Origin of the sequence: Haematobacter genomosp. 1, assembly GCF_002196855.1 — a bacterium.
Taxonomy (GTDB): domain Bacteria; phylum Pseudomonadota; class Alphaproteobacteria; order Rhodobacterales; family Rhodobacteraceae; genus Haematobacter.
The window spans coordinates 210,672-233,663 of record NZ_NIPW01000004.1 but is presented as its reverse complement, the minus strand read 5'-3'; the positions used below and the strand labels follow the sequence as shown (position 1 = coordinate 233,663).

Here is a 22,992-nt window from a genome sequence, read left to right as displayed (position 1 = left end):
TCCTGCTCTCGTCCGGCGCCGATCCGGGGGCGGATCCGGCTATGCGCCCGGTCTTATGCCGGGTTGATGCGGATTATAACTGGCTTTCCGCGCGAGTTCACGCCATTCAGGCGCAAAGATTTCGTGAGGCGGAATACGGGAACGCGGAAGGCGGGGGAGTGACCTGGCGGCTCAACAAGACGGTGGTGCTCGTCGGCATGATGGGCGCGGGGAAGACGGCGGTCGGCCAGTCTCTGGCGCGTGCGCTCGGGGTCCGGTTCCGCGATTCGGACGAGGAGATCGTGAAAGCGGCCGACCGGACCATCGCGGAGATATTCGAGCGTGACGGGGAGCCGTTCTTTCGCAGGAAGGAATCGCAGGTGATCGGCCGCCTCATAGATGAACGCCCCGCGGGTGTGCTTTCCACAGGGGGCGGGGCCTTTCTGTCGGAGGAGAATCGCCGGGTGATTGCGGAGCGCGCCGTGTCGGTCTGGCTGAAGGCGGACGCCGATCTGCTCTGGTCGCGCGTGCGGCACCGGACGCATCGTCCGCTGCTGCGGACCGCTGATCCGCGGGCCACCCTGGGTGAGATGCATCGCGCGCGCGAGCCGCATTACGCACAGGCGGAGCTGATGGTGGAAAGCGCGCAGGGCCGCTCCATCGAGGACATGACCGGACGGTTGATCGAAGCGCTTGCGACCCGTCCCGACGTTTTGCAGAGGAAATGATGGAAACCGTTCACGTCGATCTCGGTGATCGCGCCTATGAGGTGCGAATCGGAGGCGGTCTCATCGCCCGGGCGGGTGAGGAGATCTGGGATCTCCTCCGTCGCCCCCGCGTGGCGGTCATCACGGACGAAAACGTGGCGGCGCTGCATCTGGAGACGCTGGGGCAGGGCTTGGCCAAAGCCGGGATCGAGATGACCTCGCTCATACTCCCTCCCGGCGAATCGACCAAGGGCTGGCCGCAGTTCACCCGCGCCGTGGAGTGGCTGCTTGAGGCGAAGGTGGAGCGGCGGGACATTGTCATCGCGCTTGGCGGTGGGGTCATCGGCGATCTGGCGGGCTTCGCCGCCGCCGTGCTGCGCCGGGGCGTGCGTTTCGTGCAGATCCCGACGTCGCTGCTGGCGCAGGTGGACAGCTCGGTGGGCGGCAAGACCGGGATCAACACGGTGCAGGGCAAGAACCTTGTCGGCGCCTTCCACCAGCCGAGCCTCGTCCTTGCCGATACCGGTGCGCTGGCGACGCTGCCTCCGCGGGACTTTCTGGCCGGCTATGGCGAGGTGGTGAAATACGGCCTTCTCGGCGATCCGATCTTCTTTGACTGGCTGGAGGTGGAGGGCACCCGTCTCGCCGCCGGTGATCGCGCCCTCCGGCAAAAGGCGGTCGTCCGGTCGGTGGAGATGAAAGCCCGCATCGTGGAGCGTGACGAGACGGAGGAGGGAGACCGTGCGCTGCTGAACCTCGGGCATACCTTCGCCCATGCGCTCGAGGCCGCGACCGGTTATTCCGACCGGCTGCTGCATGGCGAGGCGGTGGCCATCGGCTGTGCACTGGCCTTCGACCTGTCTGCGCGACTCGGCCTTTGCGCGCAGGAGCTGCCGGGGCGGGTGCGCGCCCATCTTCAGGCGATGGGGATGAAGACGTCGCTGTCCGACATTCCGGGCGAACTGCCGGGGGCCGAACGGCTGGTCACTCTCATGGGTCAGGACAAGAAGGTGGTGGACGGTCGGCTGCGGTTCATCCTCGCCCACGATATCGGGCGGGCTTTCGTTGCCGACGATATAGATCCTGCCGTGGTCACGCGCCTCATCGCCGACGAACTGCCGCGCTGAACGGGGCGGAGCAGGCCGCAACGACGGGTGGGCCGACCAGGCGACGAAAAAGACGATGCCGGCGCACCCGTGGGGCCGCCGGCGCATCGTTCTGTCGACAGGATCGGTGTCAGGCGCCCCAGGTGCGCACCGTTCCGCAATCCATATGGACGAAGTTGGAGCGGGAGTAGGTGCCGACGCCGCCAGCCGCACAGGCTTTCGCCGCGCGCGCCATCTGGGAGACGGAACGGGACTTGAGCCGTAGGTCCGCCGCCATTCCCTTGAGATGAAGGGAGTTCTTTGCCACGCCGCTGCTCTGCCGCCGCAACATGTTGTTGGTCTGCGGCGAACGGTAGCCGGAGAGCAGCATGTAGGGCTCTGACACGTCCATCAGCCGGTGCGACGCGGCCATGATGTCCACGTTGCGCGGGTCGATGGTGATCTTCTGGTTGTTACGCCAGTCGCGCATGAAATGCGTGATTTCCGCCAGCGCTTCGGGAACATACTGCCCCTCGACCCAATAGATCGTGTCGATGCTTTCCCCGGTGCGGCCGGAATACATGCTGATTCGCCGCACGTCGCCCGCGCCCCGCAAAAAGCCGAAGGCGTTGGCGTAAGTAGGCGCCGCGACCAGCGTGGTCGCCGCGAAGACGCGCATAAGGCCGCGCCGCGAAATGCCTTTCGGCTCGATGTCGCTCATTGCCTGTCCCGTCGCTCGTTGTTGAATACCGCGGTCTTGCGCCGCTGCCGCCGGTCGTTGCCAGCCAGCGTTTTATGGCATCATCCGTGCTATCGACCAAGCTGTAGTTCCGCGAGCACGGGCGGGTTTTTCAACCATCGGCGGAATGCCGCCGGAATCCTCCCGGCGGTCGGCCAGAGGGCGCGCGAGGTCTGGCCTATGGCTTTTCCGTGACAGGTGCGGGGTTGGACGGGGCAGGCGGTGGACAGCGGCCGCGATTTCCCCGCATGTGGTTTCAAGAGCCGTATAACGAGGGGCCAGCCATGAACCGCGCAACCTGCTTCGCCTTGGGTCGCAGGGGGGCGTCGGGCCGCTCCGCGATGGTCGCGCTCTGGTTGTGCGCCGCGCTCTCGCCCGCATTCGCCCAGGAGGCAATGGTCACGCCCGTAGTCCTGCCCGGAGCGCCGGTGGCGATGTCGCCGCTCGAGCCGCCGGCTGAATTGCTGCCCGTGCCCTCGACCGTCTTTGCCCGCACCCTGTCCGATGCATTGGCGGGGGATGAGACGCTTGTCGGTTTCTACGCGCGGCGGGACTGGGCCCCGGTCTGGACGGGGGGAGAGGATGCACCGCGGCGGGCCGCCTTCTTCGGTGCGCTGGCGGAGGCCGGGGCGCAGGGCCTGCCGGAGCGGCGCTATGATGCCGAAGGGCTGGTGCGGCAGTTTCACGAAGTGCTGGGCGAGCGTGACCGGGGTCTGCTGGAGGCCGCGATGACCCGTGCCTTCCTGTCCTATGCGCGGGATGTGAGCAGTGGGGTGCTGACGCCCGCGCGGATCGACCCCGGCATCGTCCGGCAGGTGCACCGCCCCGAGGTGCTGGACTTGATGGAGGGCATCGCCGCCGAGGCGCCCGCGCGGTTCCTTGCGTCGCTCCCCCCGCACAGTGCCGAATATGCCGCGCTGCTCCGGGAAAAAGCCCGTCTGGAGGCGATGCTTTCCCACCCATCCGGTCCCGTCATCACCGCGGATGTACTGAAGCCCGGGCAGGCTGGGCCGGATGTCGTTGCGCTGGCGCACCGGTTGACGGTCCTGGGTTATCCGGCGGGCGACGGGCAGAGCTATGATGCGCGGCTTCGGGAGGCGGTGAAGCGCTTTCAGCAGGACCGCGGCCTCAACGCCGATGGAGTCGCGGGACGTGTCACGTTGCAGGAACTCAACCGGAATTCCACCGGCAAGCTTTCAGCCGTTCTCGCCGCGTTGGAGCGTGAAAGATGGTCGAACTTCGACCGGGGGCGGCGGCATATCTGGGTCAATATCGCCGACTTTCAGGTGAAGATCGTTGAAAATGGCCGCGTGACCTTCTCCACTCGTTCCGTGGTCGGCAAGGCCGAGCCGGATCATGAAACGCCGGAATTCTCCGACATGATGCAATTCATGGTGGTCAATCCGCGCTGGAACGTGCCGCGCTCCATCTCCATCAGGGAGTATCTGCCGAAGTTGCAGAAGAACCCCAACGCCGTTGCGCATCTGGACGTGGTGGACAGGGCGGGCAATGTGATCCCGCGGGATGCCGTGGACTTCACCCAGTTCACACCCCAGAACTTCCCGTACCGCATCCGGCAAGCACCGGGAGATGACAATGCGCTGGGATTGGTGAAGTTCATGTTCCCCAACAGGTATAACATCTATCTGCATGATACACCTTCGAAATCCTTGTTCGGCAAGGATGTCAGGGCCTTTTCCCACGGTTGCATCCGGCTGGCCGATCCTTTCGACTTCGCCTATGCGCTTCTCTCCGTGCAGGAGAGCGACCCGGAGGGCCGGTTTCAGCGTGTGCTGGCCACCGGCAAGGAGACGACCATCCGCCTGAAGGAGCCCGTACCCATCCATCTCGACTATCGGACCGCCTTTTCGGATGAACAGGGCCACATCGTCTATCGCGCCGATGTTTACGGGCGGGATGGAAAGATCGCCGCGGCTCTGGAAAAGGCTGGGGTGGCACTGCCGGGCGTTCAGGGTTAGATCCCGACCAGGCGACCGGCGCCCGGGGAGACTTGCGCATGGACCATACCGTCACGGAAATCGCGGCTGCGCTGGACGCGCGGGTTGAGGGCGACGGGGAAATCCGTATCTCCGGCGTCGCCGAGCCGCAGGAGGCGCGGGCAGATCAGCTGGCCGTCGCAATGGACCCGAAATACGCCGACGGGCTGGTAAAGGGTCACGCGCGGGCCGCGATCCTCTGGGCGGATGCGGATTGGGAATCGCTGGGTCTCGACGCGGCGATTTTCGTCACGCGCCCGCGCTATGCCATGTCGCGGCTCACCGGCTATCTCGACCCCGGCCCGGGGATCGAGCCGGGCATCCATCCGCTTGCCTACGTTCACCCCGAGGCGGAGATCGGGGCCGACGCGGCCATCGGCCCGTTTGCATATATCGGGCGCGGGGTGCGTATCGGCGCGCGGGCGCGGATTGCGCCGCAGGTCTTTGTTGGGGAAGGCAGTACCATCGGGGATGATGCGCTGCTGCAGGCGGGCGTCCGCATCGCGCATCGGGTTACCATCGGCGACCGTTTCATCGGCAATCCGGGTTGCGTGATCGGTGGGGACGGTTTTTCCTTCGTCACGCCAGAGAAATCGGGAGTGGAGGAAGTACGCGAGACGCCCGGCCATCGCGGCGAGATCCATGCTCAGAAATGGACGCGCATCAGCTCCGTCGGCGGGGTGGAAATCGGCGATGACGTGGAGGTCGGCTGCAACGCCTGCGTGGATCGCGGCACCATCCGCGCCACGCGTGTCGGCAATGGCACGAAGATCGACAACCTCGTTCAGGTCGGCCACAATTGCCAGATCGGTGAGGATTGCCTGCTCTGCGGCATGGTGGGCGTGGCGGGATCGGTGAAGATCGGCAACCGTGTCGTGCTTGGCGGGGGCGTGGGCGTCAACGACAACATCTTCATCGGAGACGACGTGATCGCGGGCGGTGCTGCGCGGATCTTCACCAATGCGCCTGCGGGGCGCGTGCTGATGGGTACTCCGGCCGTCAAGATGGAGACGCAGCTCGAGATCAACAAGGCCGTCCGCCGGCTGCCCAGAATGGCTCAACAGTTTGCAGACCTTCAGAAACGGGTTTCAAAGCTGGACGGCAGCGAGTAGAAATTCCCGGCTTTGAGGAGGATGCGCATGTCTGACAATGTTCAGGATACGGTCGTCGCTATCCTTGCAGAACAGGCGGTGCTGGCGCCCTCGGAGGTCGCGCTGGAAAGTTCGCCCGCTGACCTGGGGATCGACAGCCTGGGGCTGGTTGAGGCCATCTTCGCCATAGAAGAGGCGTTCGATATCTCCGTTCCCTTCAACGCGAATGATCCGGCCTCCAGTGAATTCGATATCTCCTCCGTCGCTTCCGTGGTTGCGGCGGTGCGGGAGCTGGTTCGCACGCAGAAGACTGCATGAACCGCGTCGCGATCACCGGGGCGGGAACGATCAACGCGCTCGGCCATGATGTCGTCCAGACGCTGGCGGCCTTTCGGGAGGGACGTTCGGGCATTGGCCCGCTTTCCCTCCGGGACCAGGAACGGTTGTCCATCCGTATCGGCGGGCAGGTGCACGACTGGGATCCCGAGACGATCTTCAATCGCCAGCAGATCGCGCTCTATGACCGCTTCACCCAGTTCACGCTGCTCGCGGCAAAGCAGGCCATAGGGCAGTCCGGGCTGGTGTTCGAGGGCCAGCTTTCCCATGAAGCAGGTGTCATCCTCGGCACTGCCGGCGGGGGTGTGAACACCTGGGACGAGAATTACCGGGCCGTCTATGAGGAGGGGAAGAACCGCGTTCATCCCTTCGTCGTACCGAAACTGATGAACAACGCAGCCGCCGCCCATGTATCGATGGAATGGAACCTGAAGGGACCGTCGTTCACGGTCGCCACGGCCTGTGCATCCTCCAACCATGCGATGGGCACGGCGTTCTGGATGATCCGCTCCGGTGCCGCGCGGGCCATCGTCACGGGAGGGTCGGAATCCATGCTGTGCTTCGGCGGCATCAAGGCATGGGAGGGGTTGCGCGTGATGTCGAAGGACGCCTGCCGCCCGTTCTCCGCCAACCGCAGCGGCATGGTGCAGGGGGAGGGCGCGGCTGTCTTCGTCTTTGAAGACTATGAGCACGCGCGCCTGCGGGGTGCGGATATTCTTGCAGAAGTGATCGGATTTTCGATGACGTCCGACGCTGCGGATATTGTCATGCCCTCCAAGCACGGTGCGGAGCGGGCGATGCTGGGTGCGCTGCGCGATGCGCGGCTGAACCCGGAGGAGGTGGGCTACATCAACGCCCATGGCACCGGAACGGCGGCGAATGACAAGACGGAATGCGCAGCGGTTGCCGATGTCTTTGGCCATCACGCGGATCGGCTGATGATCTCCTCCACCAAGTCCATGCACGGCCACCTTATCGGCGGCACGGGCGCCGTGGAACTACTGGCCTGCATCATGGCGCTGCGCGACGGCATCATCGCCCCGACGATCGGCTATGAAGAGCCGGACCCGGAATGCGCGCTCGACGTGGTGCCGAATGTCGCGCGTGATGCACAGGTGGATGTGGTGCTATCCAACGCCTTCGCTTTCGGGGGCATGAATGCCGTTCTGGCGCTGCGGCGGGTCTGAAATGCGGCAAGTCTGAATGCGACGGGCGCCCGAAGGCGCCCGCGGATCAGCGGATCGGGAGCCGATCACTGATTGTCGGCATTTGCCTTGCTCACCGCGTCATAGCCGGCGGTAAAGCCCTTCAGCGACACTTTCAGATTGACCTTGTGGTCGGGTGCGGCGACCGGGACGATGGTCATCATCGCGGCATTGCCCTTTTTCAGCGCATCGACTTCGGCAGAGGTGAAACCCACCCGCGCGATGCAGCCGACGGGTGCGCACCAGCCGAAGGGATAGTGCTTCACCGGGGCGCTGTCGATCTGGAAGCTGACCTGCTGGGTCAGGAGCGTTTCCAGCGGCGTGATGATCGTCGCGCCTGCGGCGGCCTGCTGGCCCGGAGGCAGCGCGAACAGGCTGAACTCGGCCACATTGTTGCCCTGCTCATCCTTCAGAAGCTGGTAGAGTTGGCAGGGATCCTTGCCGTTCTCCGTCTTGACGCAGCGCATCTGCCAGTCGCCATGCGTCGCGGCGATATAGGGCTGGTTGACAGCGGCATTCTCTGCGCCGGTCACCAGTTGGTTGCTGGGCGCGGCTTGCTGCGCCGGAGCCGGTGCGGCAGGAGCGGGGGTTTGCGGCTGGGTCGCCGTGTCCTGCGCAAAGACGATCGCCGGGGCGAGCGCCACGGCTGCGGCAAGAGCAAGGCGCTTGGGCAAGTTCGACATGAGACGTTCCGTTACTGGCTCGATCAGCGCGATCTACCACGGGCAGAGCGGTCTGTCAGGAAAAATCGGGATATCGGCGGGCTTCGCACGGTGTTGTTTATGAAAGAAAAGGGGCTCCCGCAGGAACCCCTCTCCTTTTCCCTGTCGGACCTCGACCGACTTATTGCAGCTGAAGCTACGAATTCGGCCGGGTAGCGTCAACGGTTTCATGACGATCAGGTGACGGATTTGAAGCATATGCATAAAATATACGCTCAATGCACAGCTCCTCCACAAAGATGAAATACACCCCCGTTGACGAGTGTTGAAGTAATGCGCGAACCCGGTAGGCTCGCGGCAGGCAGCGGGAGAAGCGGCAATGAGCGATGCGATCTTCGTCGGTGGCGGGGGGGAGGAGCATGACCAGCCCCAGAGCCTTCTTCTGAAGTACGGCAACCGTCACGGTCTGATCGCAGGCGCGACGGGAACGGGCAAGACGGTCACGCTCCAGATCCTTGCCGAAGGATTTTCCGATGCGGGCGTTCCCGTCATCATGGCCGATGTGAAGGGCGATCTTTCCGGCATCGCCTTTCCAGGGCGGGAGGACGCGCCCACACATGCCGCGTTCACCGCCCGCGCCGCGCAGATCGGCTACAGCGATTTCCACTACCGCGGCTATCCCGTGACCTTCTGGGATATTTTCGGCCGGAAGGGGCACCCTATCCGCACGACCGTGGCGGAGATGGGACCATTGCTGCTGTCGCGGCTGCTCGACCTCACCGAGGCGCAGGAGGGGGTGCTGAACATCGCCTTCCGTATCTCGGACGATGAGGGACTGGCGCTGCTCGATCTCGCCGACCTGAAGGCGATGCTTCAGTTCCTGTCCGAGAATGCAACGGAGATTTCCGGTCGCTACGGCAATGTCACCACGGCCTCCGTCGGAGCGATCCAGCGGCGTCTGCTGGTGCTGGACAATGAAGGCGGGACCAAACTGTTCGGGGAACCGGCCCTTCAGCTGGCAGATCTGATGACGACCGCACCGGACGGTCGGGGGCAGATCAACATATTGGCGGCGGATCAGCTCATGAACTCGCCGCGGCTCTACGCGACCTTCCTGCTGTGGCTGCTCTCCGAATTGTTCGAGGAGCTGCCCGAGATCGGCGACCCTGACAAACCCCGGCTCGTGTTCTTCTTCGACGAGGCGCATCTGCTGTTCGACGGTGCGCCCAAGGCGCTTGTGGCCAAGGTGGAGCAGGTGTCGCGCCTGATCCGGTCCAAGGGCGTCGGCGTCTATTTCATCACGCAGAACCCCGACGACGTGCCGGAGACGATCCTCGGTCAGCTTGGCAACAGGGTGCAGCACGCGCTTCGCGCTTTCACCGCCCGCGATCAGAAGGCCCTGCGCCGCGCGGCGGAGACCTACCGTCCCAACCCGCGCTTCGACACCGAAAGCGCGATCAAGGAAGTCGCCACGGGCGAGGCTGTCACCTCCTTTCTGGAGGCGAAGGGCGCGCCGGGAATGGTGGAACGGACGTTGATCCGCCCGCCGGTTTCCCGTCTGGGCGCGATCACGGACGAGGAAAGGGCGGAGGTGCTGGCCGCTTCGCCGGTTGCGGGTAAATACGACCGCCTCATCGACCGGGAATCGGCGGCTGAAATTCTGGCGGCGCGCTCCGCCAAGGCGGCGGAGGCTCCCGCCCCGCAAGAGGATCGGGAGTTCAATTCGGGCCAGCGGTATGGCGGCTCGACCGCGGGACAGGGGCGGAAGCCCTCTCCCGCGCCGCGGCGGAGCAATAGCGATTCCGTCGTGGAGGCCTTTGCGAAATCCTTTGCGCGCCAACTGGGCGGACGCTCGGGGCAGGCGTTGGTGCGGGGCATTCTGGGAGGGCTGTTCAAGGGGCGCTGAAGAGCGCGCCCCTAGCCGCGGGTGGGCCGGGTATCAGGCAGGCTGATCTTGGCCACCTGCTCTGCGATCGGATCGACAGAGAGCGGGTGGGTATCGCTGCTGTAATCTTCGGGATCACCGATGGGCTGCCAGCGGCCGCCGATATAGACCTCGAGCGCGTCGAAGTTCGCCTTGTAGCCCATCTTCCGGCTGCCGGGCACCCAGTAGCCCAGATAGACATAGGGAAGACCCGCCTCCCGCGCGATCTCCACATGGTCGAGAATCACGTAAGTCCCCAGCGAATCGGAGATCCGCGCCGGTTCGTAGAAGGAATAGACCATCGACACCCCGTCATCGAGGATGTCGGTCAGGCAGACGGCGGTGAGCCTGCGGCGACGCTCGCCCGGCTCGGGATCGGCGGAATACTCCACCAGCCGGGAGCGGATCGGCGTCTCCTCGATCATTGCGGCGAATTCCAGCACGTCCATATCCGCCATGCCGCCATCCGAATGGCGACTGTCGAGATAACGGCGGAACAGGGCGAACTGCTCCTCCGTGGCCCAGGGGCTTGTGGCCTCCCGGCGCAGGTCGGCGTTGCGGCGGAGCGCGCGCTTCTGGCTCTTCGACGGGGTGAAGTCAGCAACCCTGATCCGCGCGGAGTAGCAGGCGGAGCATTCTGTGCAGGAGGGGCGGTAAAGCACGTTCTGCGAGCGGCGGAAGCCCTGTTTCGACAAAGCGTCGTTCAGGCGTTCCGCCTGATCTCCCTGCAGCGCCGTGAACAACTTGCGCTCCATCCTGCCGTCCAGATACGGGCAGGGTTGCGGGGCAGTGACATAGAACTGCGGAACGATCGGAAGCGTGTGGCGCATCTATTTGTCCATCGTCGGCTGGCTCGGCAAGCGTCAGGGGGAGGGAGTGCTGGCGTCGGCATCCGCCGGTAGCTGAACTGGTCTGATATGGGCCTTGTTCCAACGTTAACAAGGCCCCCGGCAATCGCCAAGGGCCTTCATGACCATCTTGCGACAGTCTTTGGGGGGAGAGGTCAGAAGCGGGCGGCCCTGTTGATCGCCGCAGTGCCGAGCAGCATGTCCGTAAGGCTCTGGCCCTTGGGTGTTATCAACATCGTGGCGATGGAGATGAGCTGCGGAAGGCCGAAGCTCCATGACACGGTATAGCCGAGCACGTGCAGAAACGCCGTCAACGCATCGAGCCGTTCGCCGCGGAAGGTGCGAAACTCCAGAGAAACGAGTCGCTGCCCGATTGTCGCGGATTTACGTGTCAGCCCGATCCAGCGGTAGAGAAAGGCCACCACCATATAAAGCCCGACGAGATAGAAGAGCGCCGTGAACGCGGTGAGCGGCACAAGGATCGCCGTGATGAGCGCGATGATTGCCACATCGACACCCCAGGCGATGAAGCGCTTGACGGCCACGTCGCGGTAGAAGGCGCCCTCTGTCGCCGGATCGGGAAGGCCCCGCGCGAAGAAGGTGTCGTCGGTGCTGGTCATGGTCATCTCGTCAATGGCTCCGGTTATGGGGTGGGGCCGCAGGAAGGGCCGTGCGATGAAGGTCGCGGACGACCTTCATCTGGGTATTCCCGCCCAGTGGAAAAAGAGGCTCAGACGTTCTCGTTCTGCTCATCCTCGCGCGGGGCGCGGGCGACACGGGCGCGTTCGTCCATGAACTGATCGAACTCGGACTTGTCCTTGGCCTCGCGCAGGCGGGCGAGGAAGTCTTCGAACGCTTTCTGCTCATCCTCTAGCCGGCGCAGGGTATCTGCCTTGTAGGCGTCGAACGCCGTATTGCCCGAGGTGCGGAAGCCATAGCGATAGGCCGCATGCTTTTCGCGGATACGCTCACGGAAGTTGTCGGCGCCAGAACATCTGAACATGCGTTTGCTCCATATCATGTAAGCGAGAAGGGCAAGGCCCGCGGGCCAAAACAGGATGAAGCCGAGGATCATCGCGGCGATCCACGCACCCTTGCCCCGTTGGTCGAGCCAGTCCCCGGCCGCGGAGGGCCAAGCGGTGATTGCCGTCATCTTCGGGTCTCCTGTCTTAATGTGAAGGCTTTTCACATTGGGAAAGATCGTCACTCATCCCCTCCCGGTCAAGAGGAATGTGAAACTAATTTACATTCAGCCCTTCACGCTGTCGTCAGAGGACGAAATCCGCGACTTCCGCGCCCGTCACTTTCACCAGCACCTCCGGGTTGATGGCGAAGATGTGGCGGGGCGTGCCGGCAGCGGCCCAGACCTGCTCGAACGCCATCAGGCGGGGGTCGAGAAAGCTCCGCACCGGCAGCAGGTGCCCGACGGGTGATACGCCGCCGATGGCGAAACCCGTCCGCTCCCGGATCAGCGCAGCATCGGCCTTGCCCAGCGGCTCACCGGCCAGAGAGGAGGCTTTCTCATCCGATACCCGGTTGCCGCCGGCGGTCAGGAACAGCAGCACCTCACCGCTTTCCACACCCCGGAAGATGATCGATTTGGCGATCTGGTCCGGTGTGCAGCCAGCGGCGGCAGCGGCCTGTTCGGCGGTGCGCGTCTCCGCCGCCATCTCCTTGACCTCCGTCGCCACTCCGGCGGCTTCGAGGGCGGCCACCACCCGTGCGAGGCTCTTGCTCATGACTGTCTCCCTTCGTGTCGCGCGACTATCGCGGCTCCTCCCCGCTCCCACAAGCCGGTTGACCCGGACCGGTTGCCGAAGCACCTTCGCGCCATGAGCATTGCCGACCGCATAAACCGCTTCCCCTTGCCCTATGACCCTGATCGCGGCGCCGATGTGGCCGCCGGTTTCGCGGGCCTGCCGGAACCGCTGTCCCGCCTGATCGAAGGCACCGCTGGGTGCAGCCCCTATCTGGCGGGCCTGCTCAAGCGGGAGGCGCTCTGGTTCGACACGGTCGCCCATGCAGAGCCGGAGGAAGTGCTGGCGGCAGAGCTTTCCGCCGTCGAAGCCGCGGGCATTGCGGGTGGAGCGGGGCTGGCAGCGGCGTTGCGGCAAGCGAAACGACGGGTGGCCCTGCTGGTTGCGCTGTGCGATCTGGGCGGTATCTGGACGCTCGCCGAAGTCACGGGCGCGCTCACCGCGCTTTCCGACCATGCCGTGCAGGCCTCGGTCCGCAGCGCCGTGGCGGACGAGATCCGCCGGGGCCGCATTCCGGGCGCCACGCCGGGCGACGAGGCCTCGGGCGCGGGCATGTTCGTGCTCGCCATGGGGAAGACCGGGGCGGGGGAGCTCAATTATTCCTCCGATATCGACCTCATATGCCTGTTCGACGACGACCGCTTCCCCGGCGCCGAGGCGGCGGAGGCGCGCATGGCCTTCATCCGCGCCACACGGCGGATGACCTCGCTGCTTTCCGATGCCACACAGGACGGCTACGTGTTCCGCACCGATCTCAGGCTCCGCCCGGATGCCTCGGTGACGCCGGTCTGCATCTCTGCCGGAGCGGCGCTGGGATATTACGAAAGCGTGGGCCGCACATGGGAGCGGGCGGCCCATATCAAGGCCCGCCCCTGCGCCGGCGACATCGCGGCAGGCGAGCGGTATCTGGAGGCGCTTCGGCCCTTCGTCTGGCGCAAGAGCCTCGACTTCGCGGCGGTGCAGGACATTCAGGAGATGCGCCAGCGCATCCGGGATCACCGGGGCCTCGGCGGGCCGCTGGCGCTGGAGGGGCGGAACCTGAAGCTCGGGACGGGTGGCATCCGGGAGATCGAGTTCTTTGCCCAGACGCGCCAGCTCATCGCCGGGGGGCGTGACCCGGATCTGCGTGTGCGCGGCACGGAAGCCGCGCTGGCCGCACTAGCCGCGAAAGGCTGGATACCGGAGACGGCGGCCGACCGGCTGTGTGCGCTCTATCGCGATCACCGGGAAGTGGAGCACCGGCTCCAGATGATCAACGACGCGCAGACCCATGATCTGCCCGCCACGGCGGAGGGGTTCGACCGGCTGGCCCGCTTCTGCGGATCGGGCGATACGGAAGAATTTCGGGCGGGACTCTCCGCCCGGCTGAACGAGGTCGTGGACCTGACGGGCGATTTCTTCACCCCCTCCGCCCCGGCGAGCGGCCCCGCCCTCAGCCCGCAGGCGCAAGCGGTGGTGGATGGCTGGCCTGCCTATCCGGCCCTTCGCTCCACCCGCGCGCGTGAGCTTTTCGCCCGGATTCGGCCCGAGATCCTCTCCCGCATGCAGCGGGCCGCCCATCCCGAGGAGGCGTTGGGCCGGTTCGACGGCTTCCTGCGGGGTCTGCCCGCCGGGGTTCAGGTCTTCTCCCTCTTTGAGGCGAATCCGACGCTGGTCGATCTGATCGTGGACATCTGTGCGACGGCCCCGCGTCTGGCGGCATACCTTTCGCGGAACGCGACGGTGCTGGACGCGGTGATCGGCGGCAGCTTCTTCTCTCCCTGGCCGGGGGTGGCGGCGCTCCGCGCGGATCTGGTGGCGCGGGTGGGCACGGAGACCGACTATGAGCGGCAGCTGGATGCCGCGCGCCGCTGGATGAAGGAATGGCATTTCCGCATCGGCGTTCATCACCTTCGCGCCCTGATCGACGCCTTTGAATCGGGGCGGCAATACGCCGAACTGGCGGAGGCGGTCGTTTCGGCCGTCTGGGAGTTCGGAACGGCGGAATTCGCCCGCCGCCACGGCCCGATGCCGGGCAGGGGGGCTGTCCTGATGGGCATGGGTTCCCTCGGCGCGGGGCGGCTCAATGCGGCCTCCGATCTCGACCTTATCGTCATTTATGACGCGGCGGGGGTGGAGATGTCGGAGGGGCCGAAGCCGCTTGCCGCCCGCACCTACTACGCCCGCCTGACGCAGGCGCTGCTCACCGCGCATTCCGCGCCCACGGCGGAGGGGCATCTCTACGAGGTGGACATGCGGCTTCGCCCGTCCGGGCGGGCGGGGCCTGTCGCGACCTCCCTCGGCGCCTTCCGCGACTATCAGCGGACGGAGGCATGGACATGGGAACACCTCGCCCAGACCCGCGCCCGCGTTCTGGCGGGCGCGGAGGAACTGGCGCTGGATGTCGAGAACTTCCGCCGGGAGCTGCTGGTGGAGAAGTCGGGCGGCGAGACCGTGCGGGCCGATGTGCAGGCCATGCGTATCCGGTTGCAGGAAGCCAAGCCCGGCAGCATGTGGGACGGGAAGCTCGGCCGGGGGCGGTTGCAGGACATGGAGCTTCTGGCCCAGACCTGCGCCCTGCTTGCCGGTGATCCGGCGCGGCGGGTGGAAACGCAGGTCCTTGCCGGACGGCGCACCGGCGTTCTGTCGCGAGAGGAGGCGGAGGCGGTGCTCGCCTCCTACCGGCTGTGCTGGCGGCTGGTCGCGGCGGCGCGGCTGCTGACGGACGGGCCGCTTGATCCCACGACCGTCGGAGCCGGCGGGATGGAGTTCCTGCTGCGCGAAACCGGCGCCGAATCGCTGGAGGCGCTGGCAGGGGAGCTTCAGCATCGGGCGGCGGAGGCCGCTGCCGTTGCCGATCGCGTGCTGGGTTGAGAGGCCCTGCCGTTCTGGCTATGCCCGGTGCATCAGCGTTACCGGAGGGTCAGGATGGACCGTGAAGCGAGCAACCGGCTGGTGGCAGACCCGAAAGGGGGCATGCCGCGACTGCTGGAAATCATGCGGCGGCTGCGCGACCCGGAGACGGGCTGTGCCTGGGATCTGGAGCAGGATTTCGCCACCATCGCCCCTTATACCATAGAGGAAGCCTACGAGGTCGCCGATGCGATCGAACGGCAGGCGTGGGGGGAGTTGAAGGGCGAACTCGGGGATCTGCTCTTTCAATCCGTGTTTCATGCGCAGATGGCCGGGGAGCGGGGTCTTTTCGATTTCGGCGACGTGGTGACATCCATCGCGGACAAGATGGTCGCCCGCCATCCGCATGTCTTCGACACGCCCGACCCGGAAAGGACGGCGGATGCCCAGACTGTTGAATGGGAGCGCGTGAAGGCCGCCGAACGCAGCGCCCGTGCGGAGACGGGGGTGCTGGACGGTGTGGCACTCGGCCTGCCTGCGCTGCTCCGCGCGGTGAAGCTGCAAAAGCGCGCGGCCCGCGTCGGCTTCGACTGGACATCGGCGGAGGATGTTCTGGCGAAGCTGGCGGAGGAATCGCGCGAACTGGTGGAGGCGCGGGCCGAACTCGGCCAGCGTGAGGTGGAGGAGGAGTTCGGCGACCTGCTCTTCGTCATGGCCAATCTCGCCCGTCACCTGAAGGTGGACCCGGAGGCGGCGCTGCGGGCGGCGAACGCCAAGTTTACCCGGCGCTTCGCCGCGATAGAGGCGGGCCTCGCGCGCGACGGCCGCCGCCCGGAGGACGCGACGCTGGAGGAGATGGAAGCCCTCTGGACCGAAGCCAAACGCGCGGAAAAATCGTAGCATCGGATTGGCGAAGGTGAGGTGCGACTTCACCTTCGCCACGTAAGTTCCTGTCAGGTAAGGGCTGAAAGTATTCTCACCCAGCTTCTGATGCCCTTGTGATAGCTCTCAAGGTCATATTTCTCATTCGGCGAATGGATCTGGTCGTCATCCTTGCCAAAGCCGATGAGCATTGGATCGGTGTGCAGGATGTGCTGGAAATATCCCGCAATCGGAATGGACCCGCCCGCGCCGATATAGGCGGCAGGGATTTCCCATTCGTCCGACAGGGCACGGCGCGCCTTCTCGAACGCGGGGTTGGAGATCTGCACCTGGCTCGCGGCAGAGGCGGAGTGATCCTTGAACTCCACCTTCACATCCGCTGGAAGGCGGGAGCGGACGTAATCCTGAAACGCCGCTGCGATCTTCTTCGGATCCTGCGTGCCGACCAGACGGAAGCTGATCTTGGCGGAGGCCTTTGACGGCAGGACCGTCTTGAAACCGGCGCCTTCGTAACCGCCGGAGATGCCGTTGACCTCGCAGGTGGGGCGGGACCAGATCATCTCCAGCGGGGTTCGGTCCGTCTCGCCCGCGGGCACCGACAGGCCGACCTGTCCCAGAAAGTCCGCACTGTCGAAGGCGAGCCGCTGCCACTGGGCCCGCATCTCGTCCGACAGTTCCGGCACGCCGTCATAAAAGCCGGGCAGGGTGATGCGGCCGTTTTCGTCATGCAGTCCGGCGATGATACCCGCCAGAACCCGGATCGGGTTGATCGCGATACCGCCGAAGGAACCGGAGTGGAGATCCTTGTCCGCGCCGGTCAGGATCACCTCCTGCCCGACCAGCCCGCGAAGCTGGGTCACGATGGCGGGCGTGTCGCCGAACATGCCCGTGTCGCAGATGAGCGCGATGTCCGCCTTCAGCTCCTCCGCGTTCTCCTTCATGAACGGAACGAGAGAGGGGGAGCCGGATTCCTCCTCCCCCTCGAAGAAGATCGTCAGGCGACCCGGCAGCGTTCCCGTCACCGCCTTCCAGGCGCGGCAGGCCTCGACAAAGGTCATGAGCTGCCCCTTGTCATCCGCCGAACCGCGTCCGCGGATGACCTTGCCTGCAGGCGTGTCCTCAAGCTGGGGATCGAAGGGGTCCCGGTCCCACAGATTCAGCGGATCAACGGGTTGCACATCGTAATGACCGTAGAACAGCAGGTGCGGACCGGTGCTCCCCGAATGCGCCACGACCATGGGATGCTTGGGCGTGGACCGCTTGGACGCCTCGAAGCCGATCGCTGTCAGCTCATCCACCAGCCAGTCCGCCGCGCGGTTGCAATCGCCCGCGAAGGCCGGGTCGGTGGAGATCGACGGGATGCGCAGCAGTTCCATGAGGCGGTCGAGCGAATCCGGCAACTGCGCGTCCACGCGGGCGAGCACCTCGTCCAGCCTGTCCTGATCGAGTGACATGGGAGTATCTCCTTCCGATTGCGGACGGAGCCTATCAGGCATATCAGCCCTGTCCAGAGACGACCCCGGCAGAGTTTCCCCAAGGATGGAGAAGGCGGATGCGGATCTGGATCATGGCGGCGGCCCTGACGCTCGTTGCCGGTGCTGCTGCGGCAGGGCCGGTGGATGGTGCGGTCGCGAAGGGGGCGCTGTTCTCCCCAAAGGGAGCTCAGGCGTCCATCGGCGCGCAACCTTTCCTTTCCTCCAGCGACATCAAGGTGTTGGAGCAAGTTGCTGCCACGCAGAAATATTATGGTGCCGTGGCCTTGTCGCCGGACGAAGGGTTGATGTCGGAAGCGACCTTCGCCGCTGCGAATTATCACGCGGTCGAGCCTGCGCGGGAGGCCGCGCTGGCCGCCTGCAACGCGCGGCGCAAGAAGGGTTCGAAGCCCTGCGTCCTTGTGGGGGACATCCTTCCAGTGGGCTGGACGAAGGGTCGGCCGGTACAGCTTTCCACCGATGCGACGGCGGGATTCGAACAGGATTATCTGCCCGCCAAGGCGCCGAAGGCGCTGGCTGGGTCGCTTGAGACCGGGCACTGGGCCATTGCAACCGGAGCCGGAGCGCGCGAAAAGGCCGTTCAGGACTGTGCCGCAAAAGGCGGTGCGGGAGACTGCCGCGTGCTTCTGGCAGATTGAGCCTCTCCGACCAAAGTCTGGCCGCCGGCAAGCCACCGGCGGTTGACAGGAGGCGAGTCGGGGATTTTGGTGGAAGACGGTCCGGCGCACCCGGATCGTTCTGAGAAAGAGACGGGCGGCCCCGGCCGCCCTGCCCAAGCAAGCCGCCAGGGAGCGACGGATGAATTACGAACTGGCCCTCGACGAAGCCCTCGGCCATCTGCACACCGAAGGCCGCTACCGGACCTTCATCGACATCGAGCGTCGGAAGGGTCAGTTCCCGAAAGCGGTCTGGACGCGGCCTGACGGGTCGAAGAAGGATATCACCGTCTGGTGCGGCAACGACTACCTCGGCATGGGGGAACATCCCGCCGTGCTGGATGCGATGCATGCGGCGCTTGAGGAGACCGGGGCGGGTTCGGGCGGCACACGCAACATCTCGGGATCCACGGTCTATCACCGGATGCTGGAAGCCGAGCTTGCCGATCTGCACGGCAAGGAAGCGGCGCTGGTATTCTCCTCCGCCTATGTGGCCAACGACACGACGCTTTCCACGCTTTCCACGCTGTTTCCGGGCCTGGTCATCCTGTCGGACGAGCTGAACCATGCCTCCATGATCCAGGGCATCCGCAATGCCCGGTGCGAGCGTCACGTGTTCCGTCATAATGATCTGGCCCATCTGCGTGCGTTGCTGGAGAAGGTCGAGAAGGGGCGGCCCGTCCTGATCGCCTTTGAATCCGTCTATTCGATGGATGGCGACTTCGGTCCTATCGGCGGGATCTGTGATCTGGCGGAGGAATTCGGCGCGCTGACCTATATCGATGAGGTCCATGCCGTCGGCATGTATGGCCGGCGCGGCGGCGGCGTGACGGAGCGTGACGGGCTCGCGCATCGGATCGACATCATCAACGGCACTCTCGGCAAGGCTTTCGGCGTCTTTGGCGGGTATATCGCGACCTCTGCGAAGATGGCCGACGCGGTGCGGTCCTATGCGCCGGGGTTCATCTTCACCACTTCGCTGCCCCCCGTCGTCGCGGCGGGGGCCGCGGCTTCCGTGCGGCACCTGAAGGGCGATCAGGCACGGCGCGATCTCCATCAGGCGAAAGCGGCGGCGCTGAAGCTGCGCCTGCGCGGGCTGGGCATGCCGGTGATGGACAACGGCTCCCACATCGTGCCGGTGCTGGTCGGCGATCCGCGGCACTGCAAGATGCTGTCGGATCATCTGCTGGAGGATTTCGGCATTTACGTTCAGCCAATCAACTTCCCCACCGTTCCACGCGGGACGGAGCGGCTGCGCTTCACGCCATCCCCGGTCCATTCCGCGGCGGATATGGATCAGCTTGTTCGTGCGATGGATGCGCTCTGGTCCCATTGCGCGCTGAATCGCGCCGAACTTTCTGCCTGAAGATGTTCCCTTAATGCAAAACCCCTTGTCCTGTGTTAAGAGATAATCAAAAGGTCGAAGTCATCCTGTGCGAGGCGAATCGACCTGGGGCAGCAGGTTTTAGGGCATGGGGCAGAGCGCATGATCGGGCGGAGGTCTTCACTCCCGGTGGGGGACGTGGGCAGACCCAAGGGTTTTGACGACTTCGATCTGAAGCTCGGCGACATCATGCGCGGAGAGCGCGCGACGCTGGGCAAATCGCTGTTGGATGTCCAACGTGAATTGCGGATCAAGGCGACATATATCGCGGCAATAGAGAATACAGACGCATCCGCGTTCGAGGCGCCGAGCTTCATCGCCGGATACGTCCGTTCCTATGCGCGCTATCTGGGAATGGACCCGGATCAGACCTTTCAGCGATTCTGCACCGAGGCGAACTTCACCGTGGCGCATGGCATGTCTGCGGAAGCGTCGAGCCTCCGCGGCCCGGCCCCGCTTCCCCTGCGGAAGGCTCGCAAGGAATATCGCGATCCGCTGGCCGATCCGAACCCCAAATTCCTGCCGCGCAAGCAGAGCGTTTTCAGCCATGTCGAACCGCGGGCGATCGGCTCCGTTCTGGTGCTGGTCGGGCTCATCGCCGGGTTGGGGTATGGTGGCTGGTCCGTGCTCCAACAGATCCAGCGCGTGCAGCTTTCTCCGGTGGACCAGTCGCCCGGTGTGACGGCGGAGCTTGACCCGCTGGCGGGCGTTGAGCCGCTGGTGACGGCCGATTCCGCCGTGCTTGATCCGGTGCGGCCATCGCCCGAAGCCTTCGACCGGCTCTACCGTCCGCAGGCGCTGGACGTTCCGGTTATCGAAAGCCGGGACGGGCCGATTGCCGCCATCGATCCCGCGACCACCGGCATTCTTGCGCACAGCGCTCCCGTGGAACTTGCGGAAGCCGCGCTCCCCTTGCCCATCCCGATGCAAATGCCCGAAGTCGCCTTGCCGCAGGTCGTTGCCGCAGCAGCGCCGGAGGTGGCGATCATTGCCGTACGTCCGGCTTGGGTTCGCGTGCAGGCGTCGAATGGCACGATCATCCTTGAGAAGATACTGGACGCAGGCGAACGCTTCCCGCTTCCCCAAAGCGAAGAACCGGCGACGCTCCGTGCCGGCAATTCCGGGGCCGTCTATTTCGCGGTGAACGGTGAGACTTATGGACCTGCCGCCCCCGGCGCGCAGGTTGTCAAGAATGTGAAGCTCTCTCCCGATGCGTTGAAAACCAGCTTCCAGGTGGCCGATCTTGCAAAGGATCCCGCGCTTGCGAAGGTCGTCGCCATGGCGGAGGCGACCGAGTAGTTGCCGACCCATCCTGGTGCAGCTATCTAGGGGTGCGAGAGGAGAGCAGAATGTCGCTCAACCATGTGCGCCCCTGGCGCAACATCTACCGCCGCAAATCACGCCAGATCCGCGTGGGCTCCGTCCTCGTCGGAGGGGATGCACCGATCTCGGTGCAGACAATGACGAATACGCTGACGACCGATGTCGCCGGAACGCTCGACCAGATCAACCGTGCTGCCGCCGTGGGTGCGGACATCGTGCGCGTCTCCACCCCGGATGCCGAGTCGACCGCGGCGCTGCGGGACATTGTGCGTGAAAGCCCGGTGCCGATCGTTGCGGACATCCATTTCCACTACAAGCGTGCCATCGAAGCGGCGGAGGCGGGGGCCGCCTGTCTGCGCATCAATCCCGGCAATATCGGTTCGGCCGAGCGGGTGCGGGAGGTGGTGCGGGCGGCCCGCGATCATGGGTGCTCCATTCGCATCGGTGTGAACGCCGGCTCGCTCGAGCGGCATCTGCTGGAGAAATACGGCGAGCCGTGCCCGGATGCGATGGTCGAATCCGGCATGGATCACATCAAGCTTCTTCAGGACAACGACTTCCACGAATTCAAGATCTCGGTGAAGGCGTCGGACGTGTTCCTTGCCGCCGCCGCCTATCAGGCAATCGGTGAGGTGACGGATTGCCCGATCCACCTCGGCATTACCGAAGCGGGCGGGCTGATGTCCGGTACGATCAAATCCGCGATCGGGTTGGGAAACCTGCTCTGGATGGGGATCGGCGATACGATCCGGGTGTCGCTCTCCGCCGATCCGGTCGAGGAGGTGAAGGTCGGTTACGACATCCTGAAATCGCTGGGGCTGCGCCACCGGGGCGTCACGATCATCTCGTGCCCTTCATGTGCGCGTCAGGGATTCAACGTGATCGAAACCGTAGCGAAGCTGGAGGAGCGGCTGGCCCACGTGACCACCTCCATGTCGCTCTCCATCATCGGCTGTGTCGTCAATGGTCCGGGTGAGGCGCTGATGACCGACATCGGTTTTACCGGGGGTGGGGCCGGAAACGGCATGGTCTATATGGCGGGCAAGCAATCCCACCGCATGTCGAACGATGAAATGGTGGACCATATCGTCGGACTTGTGGAGCAGCGCGCAGAAGAGATCAGAGCGCGTGAGGATGAGGAAGCTGTCACGGCCACTGCCGCGGAATAGCCGCCTGCCGCGGCTCGGCGCTCTTGCCCGAACCACGGCCATCGCGAGAGCTTAGCCGCGGGCGTCAGCCACGATCTTCCGCATTCCATCAATCGGAACATAGCCGCGGACGAGCGTGTCGCCGATCACGAACATCGGGGTGCCCTGAATTTGCAGGGCTTCCGCCAGATCGTGGTTCTTCTGGATGACGGCCGTCACTTCCGGCGACTCCATTTCGGCCTTTACCTTGGCGGCATCGAGGCCAAGCTTCTTGGCAAGATCGGCCAGCGTCGCTTCCGTCGGCTCGCCCCTGAGCTCCATGAGGGTGTCATGCGCCGTCTTGTAGGCGGCATCCCCCCCGAGGTTCTTGACCGCGATCGCGAATTTGGAAGAGGTGAGGGACGCCTCGCCCAGAATGGGAAATTCCTTCAGGATGAAACGGATGTTTCCATCGGCGCGGATCAGTTCCTCCACCTCTGGATTGGCTTTCCGGCAGTAGCCGCACCGGTAGTCCATGAATTCGACCACAGTGACATCGCCCGCTGGATTGCCGCCGACCCAGGAGTAGCCGTCGTCGTAGATTGCGTCGTGGTTGTCCTTCAGCATCTTGATATCCGCCTGTGCCTGCTGGGCGTATTGCTGGGATTCGAGCGCCTGCGACATGTCGATCAGCACATCCGGGTGCTCCATCAGATAGTCACGGACGGCGGCGCCGAAGGCGGCCTTCTCCTCTGCCGTCATTGACTTGATGTCGAACGCGGCGGCCGGCATCGCGGTTCCGAGGGCGAGCAGCGCACCGAGCGCGAGGCGGCGAAGGGGCAGGGGCATCTGGGGTTCCTTGAACAGCGGAAATAGGGTCTCGGGCGGCTCTCTTCACGGCGGAACGGGCCTTGACCCACCCAATGCCGCGGCGGACAACGACGCCGTCGGTATGCGGCCATCAT

At 64.9% G+C, this 22,992-nt stretch carries 21 protein-coding genes; 13 read left to right on the top strand and 8 right to left on the bottom strand.

Annotated elements, in window-relative coordinates:
* Nucleotides 1-158 precede the first annotated feature (158 nt).
* Together CDV49_RS01955 and aroB are read left to right on the top strand one after the other, a co-directional pair.
* Complete coding sequence (locus tag CDV49_RS01955; protein WP_179209095.1) at nucleotides 159-707, top strand: shikimate kinase; 549 nt, start codon at nucleotides 159-161, stop codon at nucleotides 705-707.
* A complete protein-coding gene (gene aroB, locus CDV49_RS01950; RefSeq protein WP_088213883.1) occupies nucleotides 704-1,813 on the top strand; it encodes a 3-dehydroquinate synthase in 1,110 nt (369 codons plus the stop codon). Before CDV49_RS01955 ends, aroB begins: the two co-directional genes overlap by 4 nt.
* 109 nt (nucleotides 1,814-1,922) lie before the next feature.
* Here the strand turns inward: aroB and CDV49_RS01945 are convergent, their stop codons facing one another.
* Nucleotides 1,923-2,492 (bottom strand): YcbK family protein, encoded by a 570-nt coding sequence (locus CDV49_RS01945; RefSeq protein WP_088213882.1) that lies wholly within the window; start codon nucleotides 2,490-2,492, stop codon nucleotides 1,923-1,925.
* A 302-nt stretch (nucleotides 2,493-2,794) separates the two neighbouring features.
* Here CDV49_RS01945 and CDV49_RS01940 point away from each other — a divergent pair, with 302 nt between their 5' ends.
* The 4 genes from CDV49_RS01940 to CDV49_RS01925 are packed head-to-tail and all read left to right on the top strand — an operon-like array spanning nucleotide 2,795 to nucleotide 7,121.
* The gene (locus tag CDV49_RS01940) at nucleotides 2,795-4,489 is read left to right on the top strand and encodes a L,D-transpeptidase family protein (protein WP_256947198.1); all 1,695 of its coding nucleotides are present in this window, start codon (nucleotides 2,795-2,797) and stop codon (nucleotides 4,487-4,489) included.
* A 38-nt stretch (nucleotides 4,490-4,527) separates the two neighbouring features.
* On the top strand, nucleotides 4,528-5,619 hold the full coding sequence (gene lpxD / locus CDV49_RS01935; RefSeq protein WP_088213881.1) for a UDP-3-O-(3-hydroxymyristoyl)glucosamine N-acyltransferase: 1,092 nt from the start codon (nucleotides 4,528-4,530) through the stop codon (nucleotides 5,617-5,619).
* 27 nt (nucleotides 5,620-5,646) lie between these two features.
* Entirely contained in the window at nucleotides 5,647-5,916 is a 270-nt protein-coding gene (locus CDV49_RS01930) for a phosphopantetheine-binding protein (RefSeq protein WP_088213880.1), read from the top strand.
* Complete coding sequence (locus tag CDV49_RS01925) at nucleotides 5,913-7,121, top strand: beta-ketoacyl-[acyl-carrier-protein] synthase family protein (RefSeq protein WP_088213879.1); 1,209 nt, start codon at nucleotides 5,913-5,915, stop codon at nucleotides 7,119-7,121. Before CDV49_RS01930 ends, CDV49_RS01925 begins: the two co-directional genes overlap by 4 nt.
* A gap of 65 nt (nucleotides 7,122-7,186) precedes the next feature.
* Here the strand turns inward: CDV49_RS01925 and CDV49_RS01920 are convergent, their stop codons facing one another.
* Nucleotides 7,187-7,822 carry an invasion associated locus B family protein gene (locus CDV49_RS01920; RefSeq protein WP_088213878.1) on the bottom strand — a complete coding sequence of 212 codons (636 nt, stop codon included), beginning with the start codon at nucleotides 7,820-7,822 and terminating at the stop codon, nucleotides 7,187-7,189.
* Between the two features lie 358 nt (nucleotides 7,823-8,180).
* Between CDV49_RS01920 and CDV49_RS01915 the strand changes: the two genes are divergently transcribed.
* Nucleotides 8,181-9,707 (top strand): helicase HerA-like domain-containing protein, encoded by a 1,527-nt coding sequence (locus CDV49_RS01915; protein WP_088213877.1) that lies wholly within the window; start codon nucleotides 8,181-8,183, stop codon nucleotides 9,705-9,707.
* Nucleotides 9,708-9,718: 11 nt separating this feature from the next.
* On the opposite strand, the gene CDV49_RS01910 is transcribed toward CDV49_RS01915, so the two are convergent.
* The 4 genes from CDV49_RS01910 to CDV49_RS01895 all read right to left on the bottom strand — a co-directional run bounded on the left by CDV49_RS01910 (nucleotide 9,719) and on the right by CDV49_RS01895 (nucleotide 12,312).
* Complete coding sequence (locus tag CDV49_RS01910; RefSeq protein WP_088213876.1) at nucleotides 9,719-10,555, bottom strand: arginyltransferase; 837 nt, start codon at nucleotides 10,553-10,555, stop codon at nucleotides 9,719-9,721.
* A 173-nt stretch (nucleotides 10,556-10,728) separates the two neighbouring features.
* A complete protein-coding gene (locus CDV49_RS01905) occupies nucleotides 10,729-11,193 on the bottom strand; it encodes an RDD family protein (RefSeq protein WP_088213939.1) in 465 nt (154 codons plus the stop codon).
* A 110-nt stretch (nucleotides 11,194-11,303) separates the two neighbouring features.
* Nucleotides 11,304-11,726, bottom strand: a complete 423-nt coding sequence (locus tag CDV49_RS01900) for a DUF2852 domain-containing protein (RefSeq protein ID WP_088213875.1) — start codon at nucleotides 11,724-11,726, stop codon at nucleotides 11,304-11,306.
* A gap of 115 nt (nucleotides 11,727-11,841) precedes the next feature.
* A complete protein-coding gene (locus CDV49_RS01895) occupies nucleotides 11,842-12,312 on the bottom strand; it encodes a YbaK/EbsC family protein (RefSeq protein ID WP_088213874.1) in 471 nt (156 codons plus the stop codon).
* 93 nt (nucleotides 12,313-12,405) lie between these two features.
* Between CDV49_RS01895 and CDV49_RS01890 the strand changes: the two genes are divergently transcribed.
* Both CDV49_RS01890 and mazG read left to right on the top strand, forming a co-directional pair.
* A complete protein-coding gene (locus CDV49_RS01890) occupies nucleotides 12,406-15,183 on the top strand; it encodes a glutamine-synthetase adenylyltransferase (protein WP_088213873.1) in 2,778 nt (925 codons plus the stop codon).
* 54 nt (nucleotides 15,184-15,237) lie between these two features.
* Entirely contained in the window at nucleotides 15,238-16,062 is an 825-nt protein-coding gene (mazG, locus tag CDV49_RS01885) for a nucleoside triphosphate pyrophosphohydrolase (RefSeq protein ID WP_088213872.1), read from the top strand.
* Between the two features lie 53 nt (nucleotides 16,063-16,115).
* On the opposite strand, the gene CDV49_RS01880 is transcribed toward mazG, so the two are convergent.
* Nucleotides 16,116-17,498, bottom strand: a complete 1,383-nt coding sequence (locus CDV49_RS01880; RefSeq protein ID WP_088213871.1) for a M20/M25/M40 family metallo-hydrolase — start codon at nucleotides 17,496-17,498, stop codon at nucleotides 16,116-16,118.
* Nucleotides 17,499-17,596: 98 nt separating this feature from the next.
* Between CDV49_RS01880 and CDV49_RS01875 the strand changes: the two genes are divergently transcribed.
* The 4 genes from CDV49_RS01875 to ispG all read left to right on the top strand — a co-directional run bounded on the left by CDV49_RS01875 (nucleotide 17,597) and on the right by ispG (nucleotide 22,069).
* The gene (locus CDV49_RS01875) at nucleotides 17,597-18,175 is read left to right on the top strand and encodes a 5-aminolevulic acid synthase (RefSeq protein WP_088213870.1); all 579 of its coding nucleotides are present in this window, start codon (nucleotides 17,597-17,599) and stop codon (nucleotides 18,173-18,175) included.
* A 160-nt stretch (nucleotides 18,176-18,335) separates the two neighbouring features.
* Nucleotides 18,336-19,559 carry a 5-aminolevulinate synthase gene (gene hemA, locus CDV49_RS01870; protein WP_088213869.1) on the top strand — a complete coding sequence of 408 codons (1,224 nt, stop codon included), beginning with the start codon at nucleotides 18,336-18,338 and terminating at the stop codon, nucleotides 19,557-19,559.
* A gap of 120 nt (nucleotides 19,560-19,679) precedes the next feature.
* Nucleotides 19,680-20,876 carry a helix-turn-helix domain-containing protein gene (locus CDV49_RS01865; RefSeq protein WP_179209092.1) on the top strand — a complete coding sequence of 399 codons (1,197 nt, stop codon included), beginning with the start codon at nucleotides 19,680-19,682 and terminating at the stop codon, nucleotides 20,874-20,876.
* A gap of 50 nt (nucleotides 20,877-20,926) precedes the next feature.
* On the top strand, nucleotides 20,927-22,069 hold the full coding sequence (gene ispG / locus CDV49_RS01860) for a flavodoxin-dependent (E)-4-hydroxy-3-methylbut-2-enyl-diphosphate synthase (RefSeq protein WP_088213868.1): 1,143 nt from the start codon (nucleotides 20,927-20,929) through the stop codon (nucleotides 22,067-22,069).
* A 51-nt stretch (nucleotides 22,070-22,120) separates the two neighbouring features.
* Here ispG and CDV49_RS01855 read toward each other — a convergent pair whose 3' ends face one another.
* Nucleotides 22,121-22,876 (bottom strand): DsbA family protein, encoded by a 756-nt coding sequence (locus CDV49_RS01855; RefSeq protein ID WP_088213867.1) that lies wholly within the window; start codon nucleotides 22,874-22,876, stop codon nucleotides 22,121-22,123.
* Between the last annotated feature and the right edge of the window lie 116 nt (nucleotides 22,877-22,992).

Coding starts and splice junctions, on each gene's coding strand:
- CDV49_RS01895 (WP_088213874.1), bottom strand. CDS start 12,312: ATGAGCAAGAGCCTCGCACGGGTGGTGGCCGCCCTCGAAGCCGCCGGA.
- CDV49_RS01930 (WP_088213880.1), top strand. CDS start 5,647: ATGTCTGACAATGTTCAGGATACGGTCGTCGCTATCCTTGCAGAACAG.
- CDV49_RS01925 (WP_088213879.1), top strand. CDS start 5,913: ATGAACCGCGTCGCGATCACCGGGGCGGGAACGATCAACGCGCTCGGC.
- hemA (WP_088213869.1), top strand. CDS start 18,336: ATGAATTACGAACTGGCCCTCGACGAAGCCCTCGGCCATCTGCACACC.
- aroB (WP_088213883.1), top strand. CDS start 704: ATGATGGAAACCGTTCACGTCGATCTCGGTGATCGCGCCTATGAGGTG.
- CDV49_RS01875 (WP_088213870.1), top strand. CDS start 17,597: ATGCGGATCTGGATCATGGCGGCGGCCCTGACGCTCGTTGCCGGTGCT.
- ispG (WP_088213868.1), top strand. CDS start 20,927: ATGTCGCTCAACCATGTGCGCCCCTGGCGCAACATCTACCGCCGCAAA.
- CDV49_RS01915 (WP_088213877.1), top strand. CDS start 8,181: ATGAGCGATGCGATCTTCGTCGGTGGCGGGGGGGAGGAGCATGACCAG.
- CDV49_RS01855 (WP_088213867.1), bottom strand. CDS start 22,876: ATGCCCCTGCCCCTTCGCCGCCTCGCGCTCGGTGCGCTGCTCGCCCTC.
- CDV49_RS01865 (WP_179209092.1), top strand. CDS start 19,680: ATGATCGGGCGGAGGTCTTCACTCCCGGTGGGGGACGTGGGCAGACCC.
- CDV49_RS01910 (WP_088213876.1), bottom strand. CDS start 10,555: ATGCGCCACACGCTTCCGATCGTTCCGCAGTTCTATGTCACTGCCCCG.
- CDV49_RS01880 (WP_088213871.1), bottom strand. CDS start 17,498: ATGTCACTCGATCAGGACAGGCTGGACGAGGTGCTCGCCCGCGTGGAC.
- mazG (WP_088213872.1), top strand. CDS start 15,238: ATGGACCGTGAAGCGAGCAACCGGCTGGTGGCAGACCCGAAAGGGGGC.
- CDV49_RS01945 (WP_088213882.1), bottom strand. CDS start 2,492: ATGAGCGACATCGAGCCGAAAGGCATTTCGCGGCGCGGCCTTATGCGC.
- CDV49_RS01890 (WP_088213873.1), top strand. CDS start 12,406: ATGAGCATTGCCGACCGCATAAACCGCTTCCCCTTGCCCTATGACCCT.
- CDV49_RS01900 (WP_088213875.1), bottom strand. CDS start 11,726: ATGACGGCAATCACCGCTTGGCCCTCCGCGGCCGGGGACTGGCTCGAC.
- CDV49_RS01905 (WP_088213939.1), bottom strand. CDS start 11,193: ATGACCAGCACCGACGACACCTTCTTCGCGCGGGGCCTTCCCGATCCG.
- CDV49_RS01940 (WP_256947198.1), top strand. CDS start 2,795: ATGAACCGCGCAACCTGCTTCGCCTTGGGTCGCAGGGGGGCGTCGGGC.
- lpxD (WP_088213881.1), top strand. CDS start 4,528: ATGGACCATACCGTCACGGAAATCGCGGCTGCGCTGGACGCGCGGGTT.
- CDV49_RS01920 (WP_088213878.1), bottom strand. CDS start 7,822: ATGTCGAACTTGCCCAAGCGCCTTGCTCTTGCCGCAGCCGTGGCGCTC.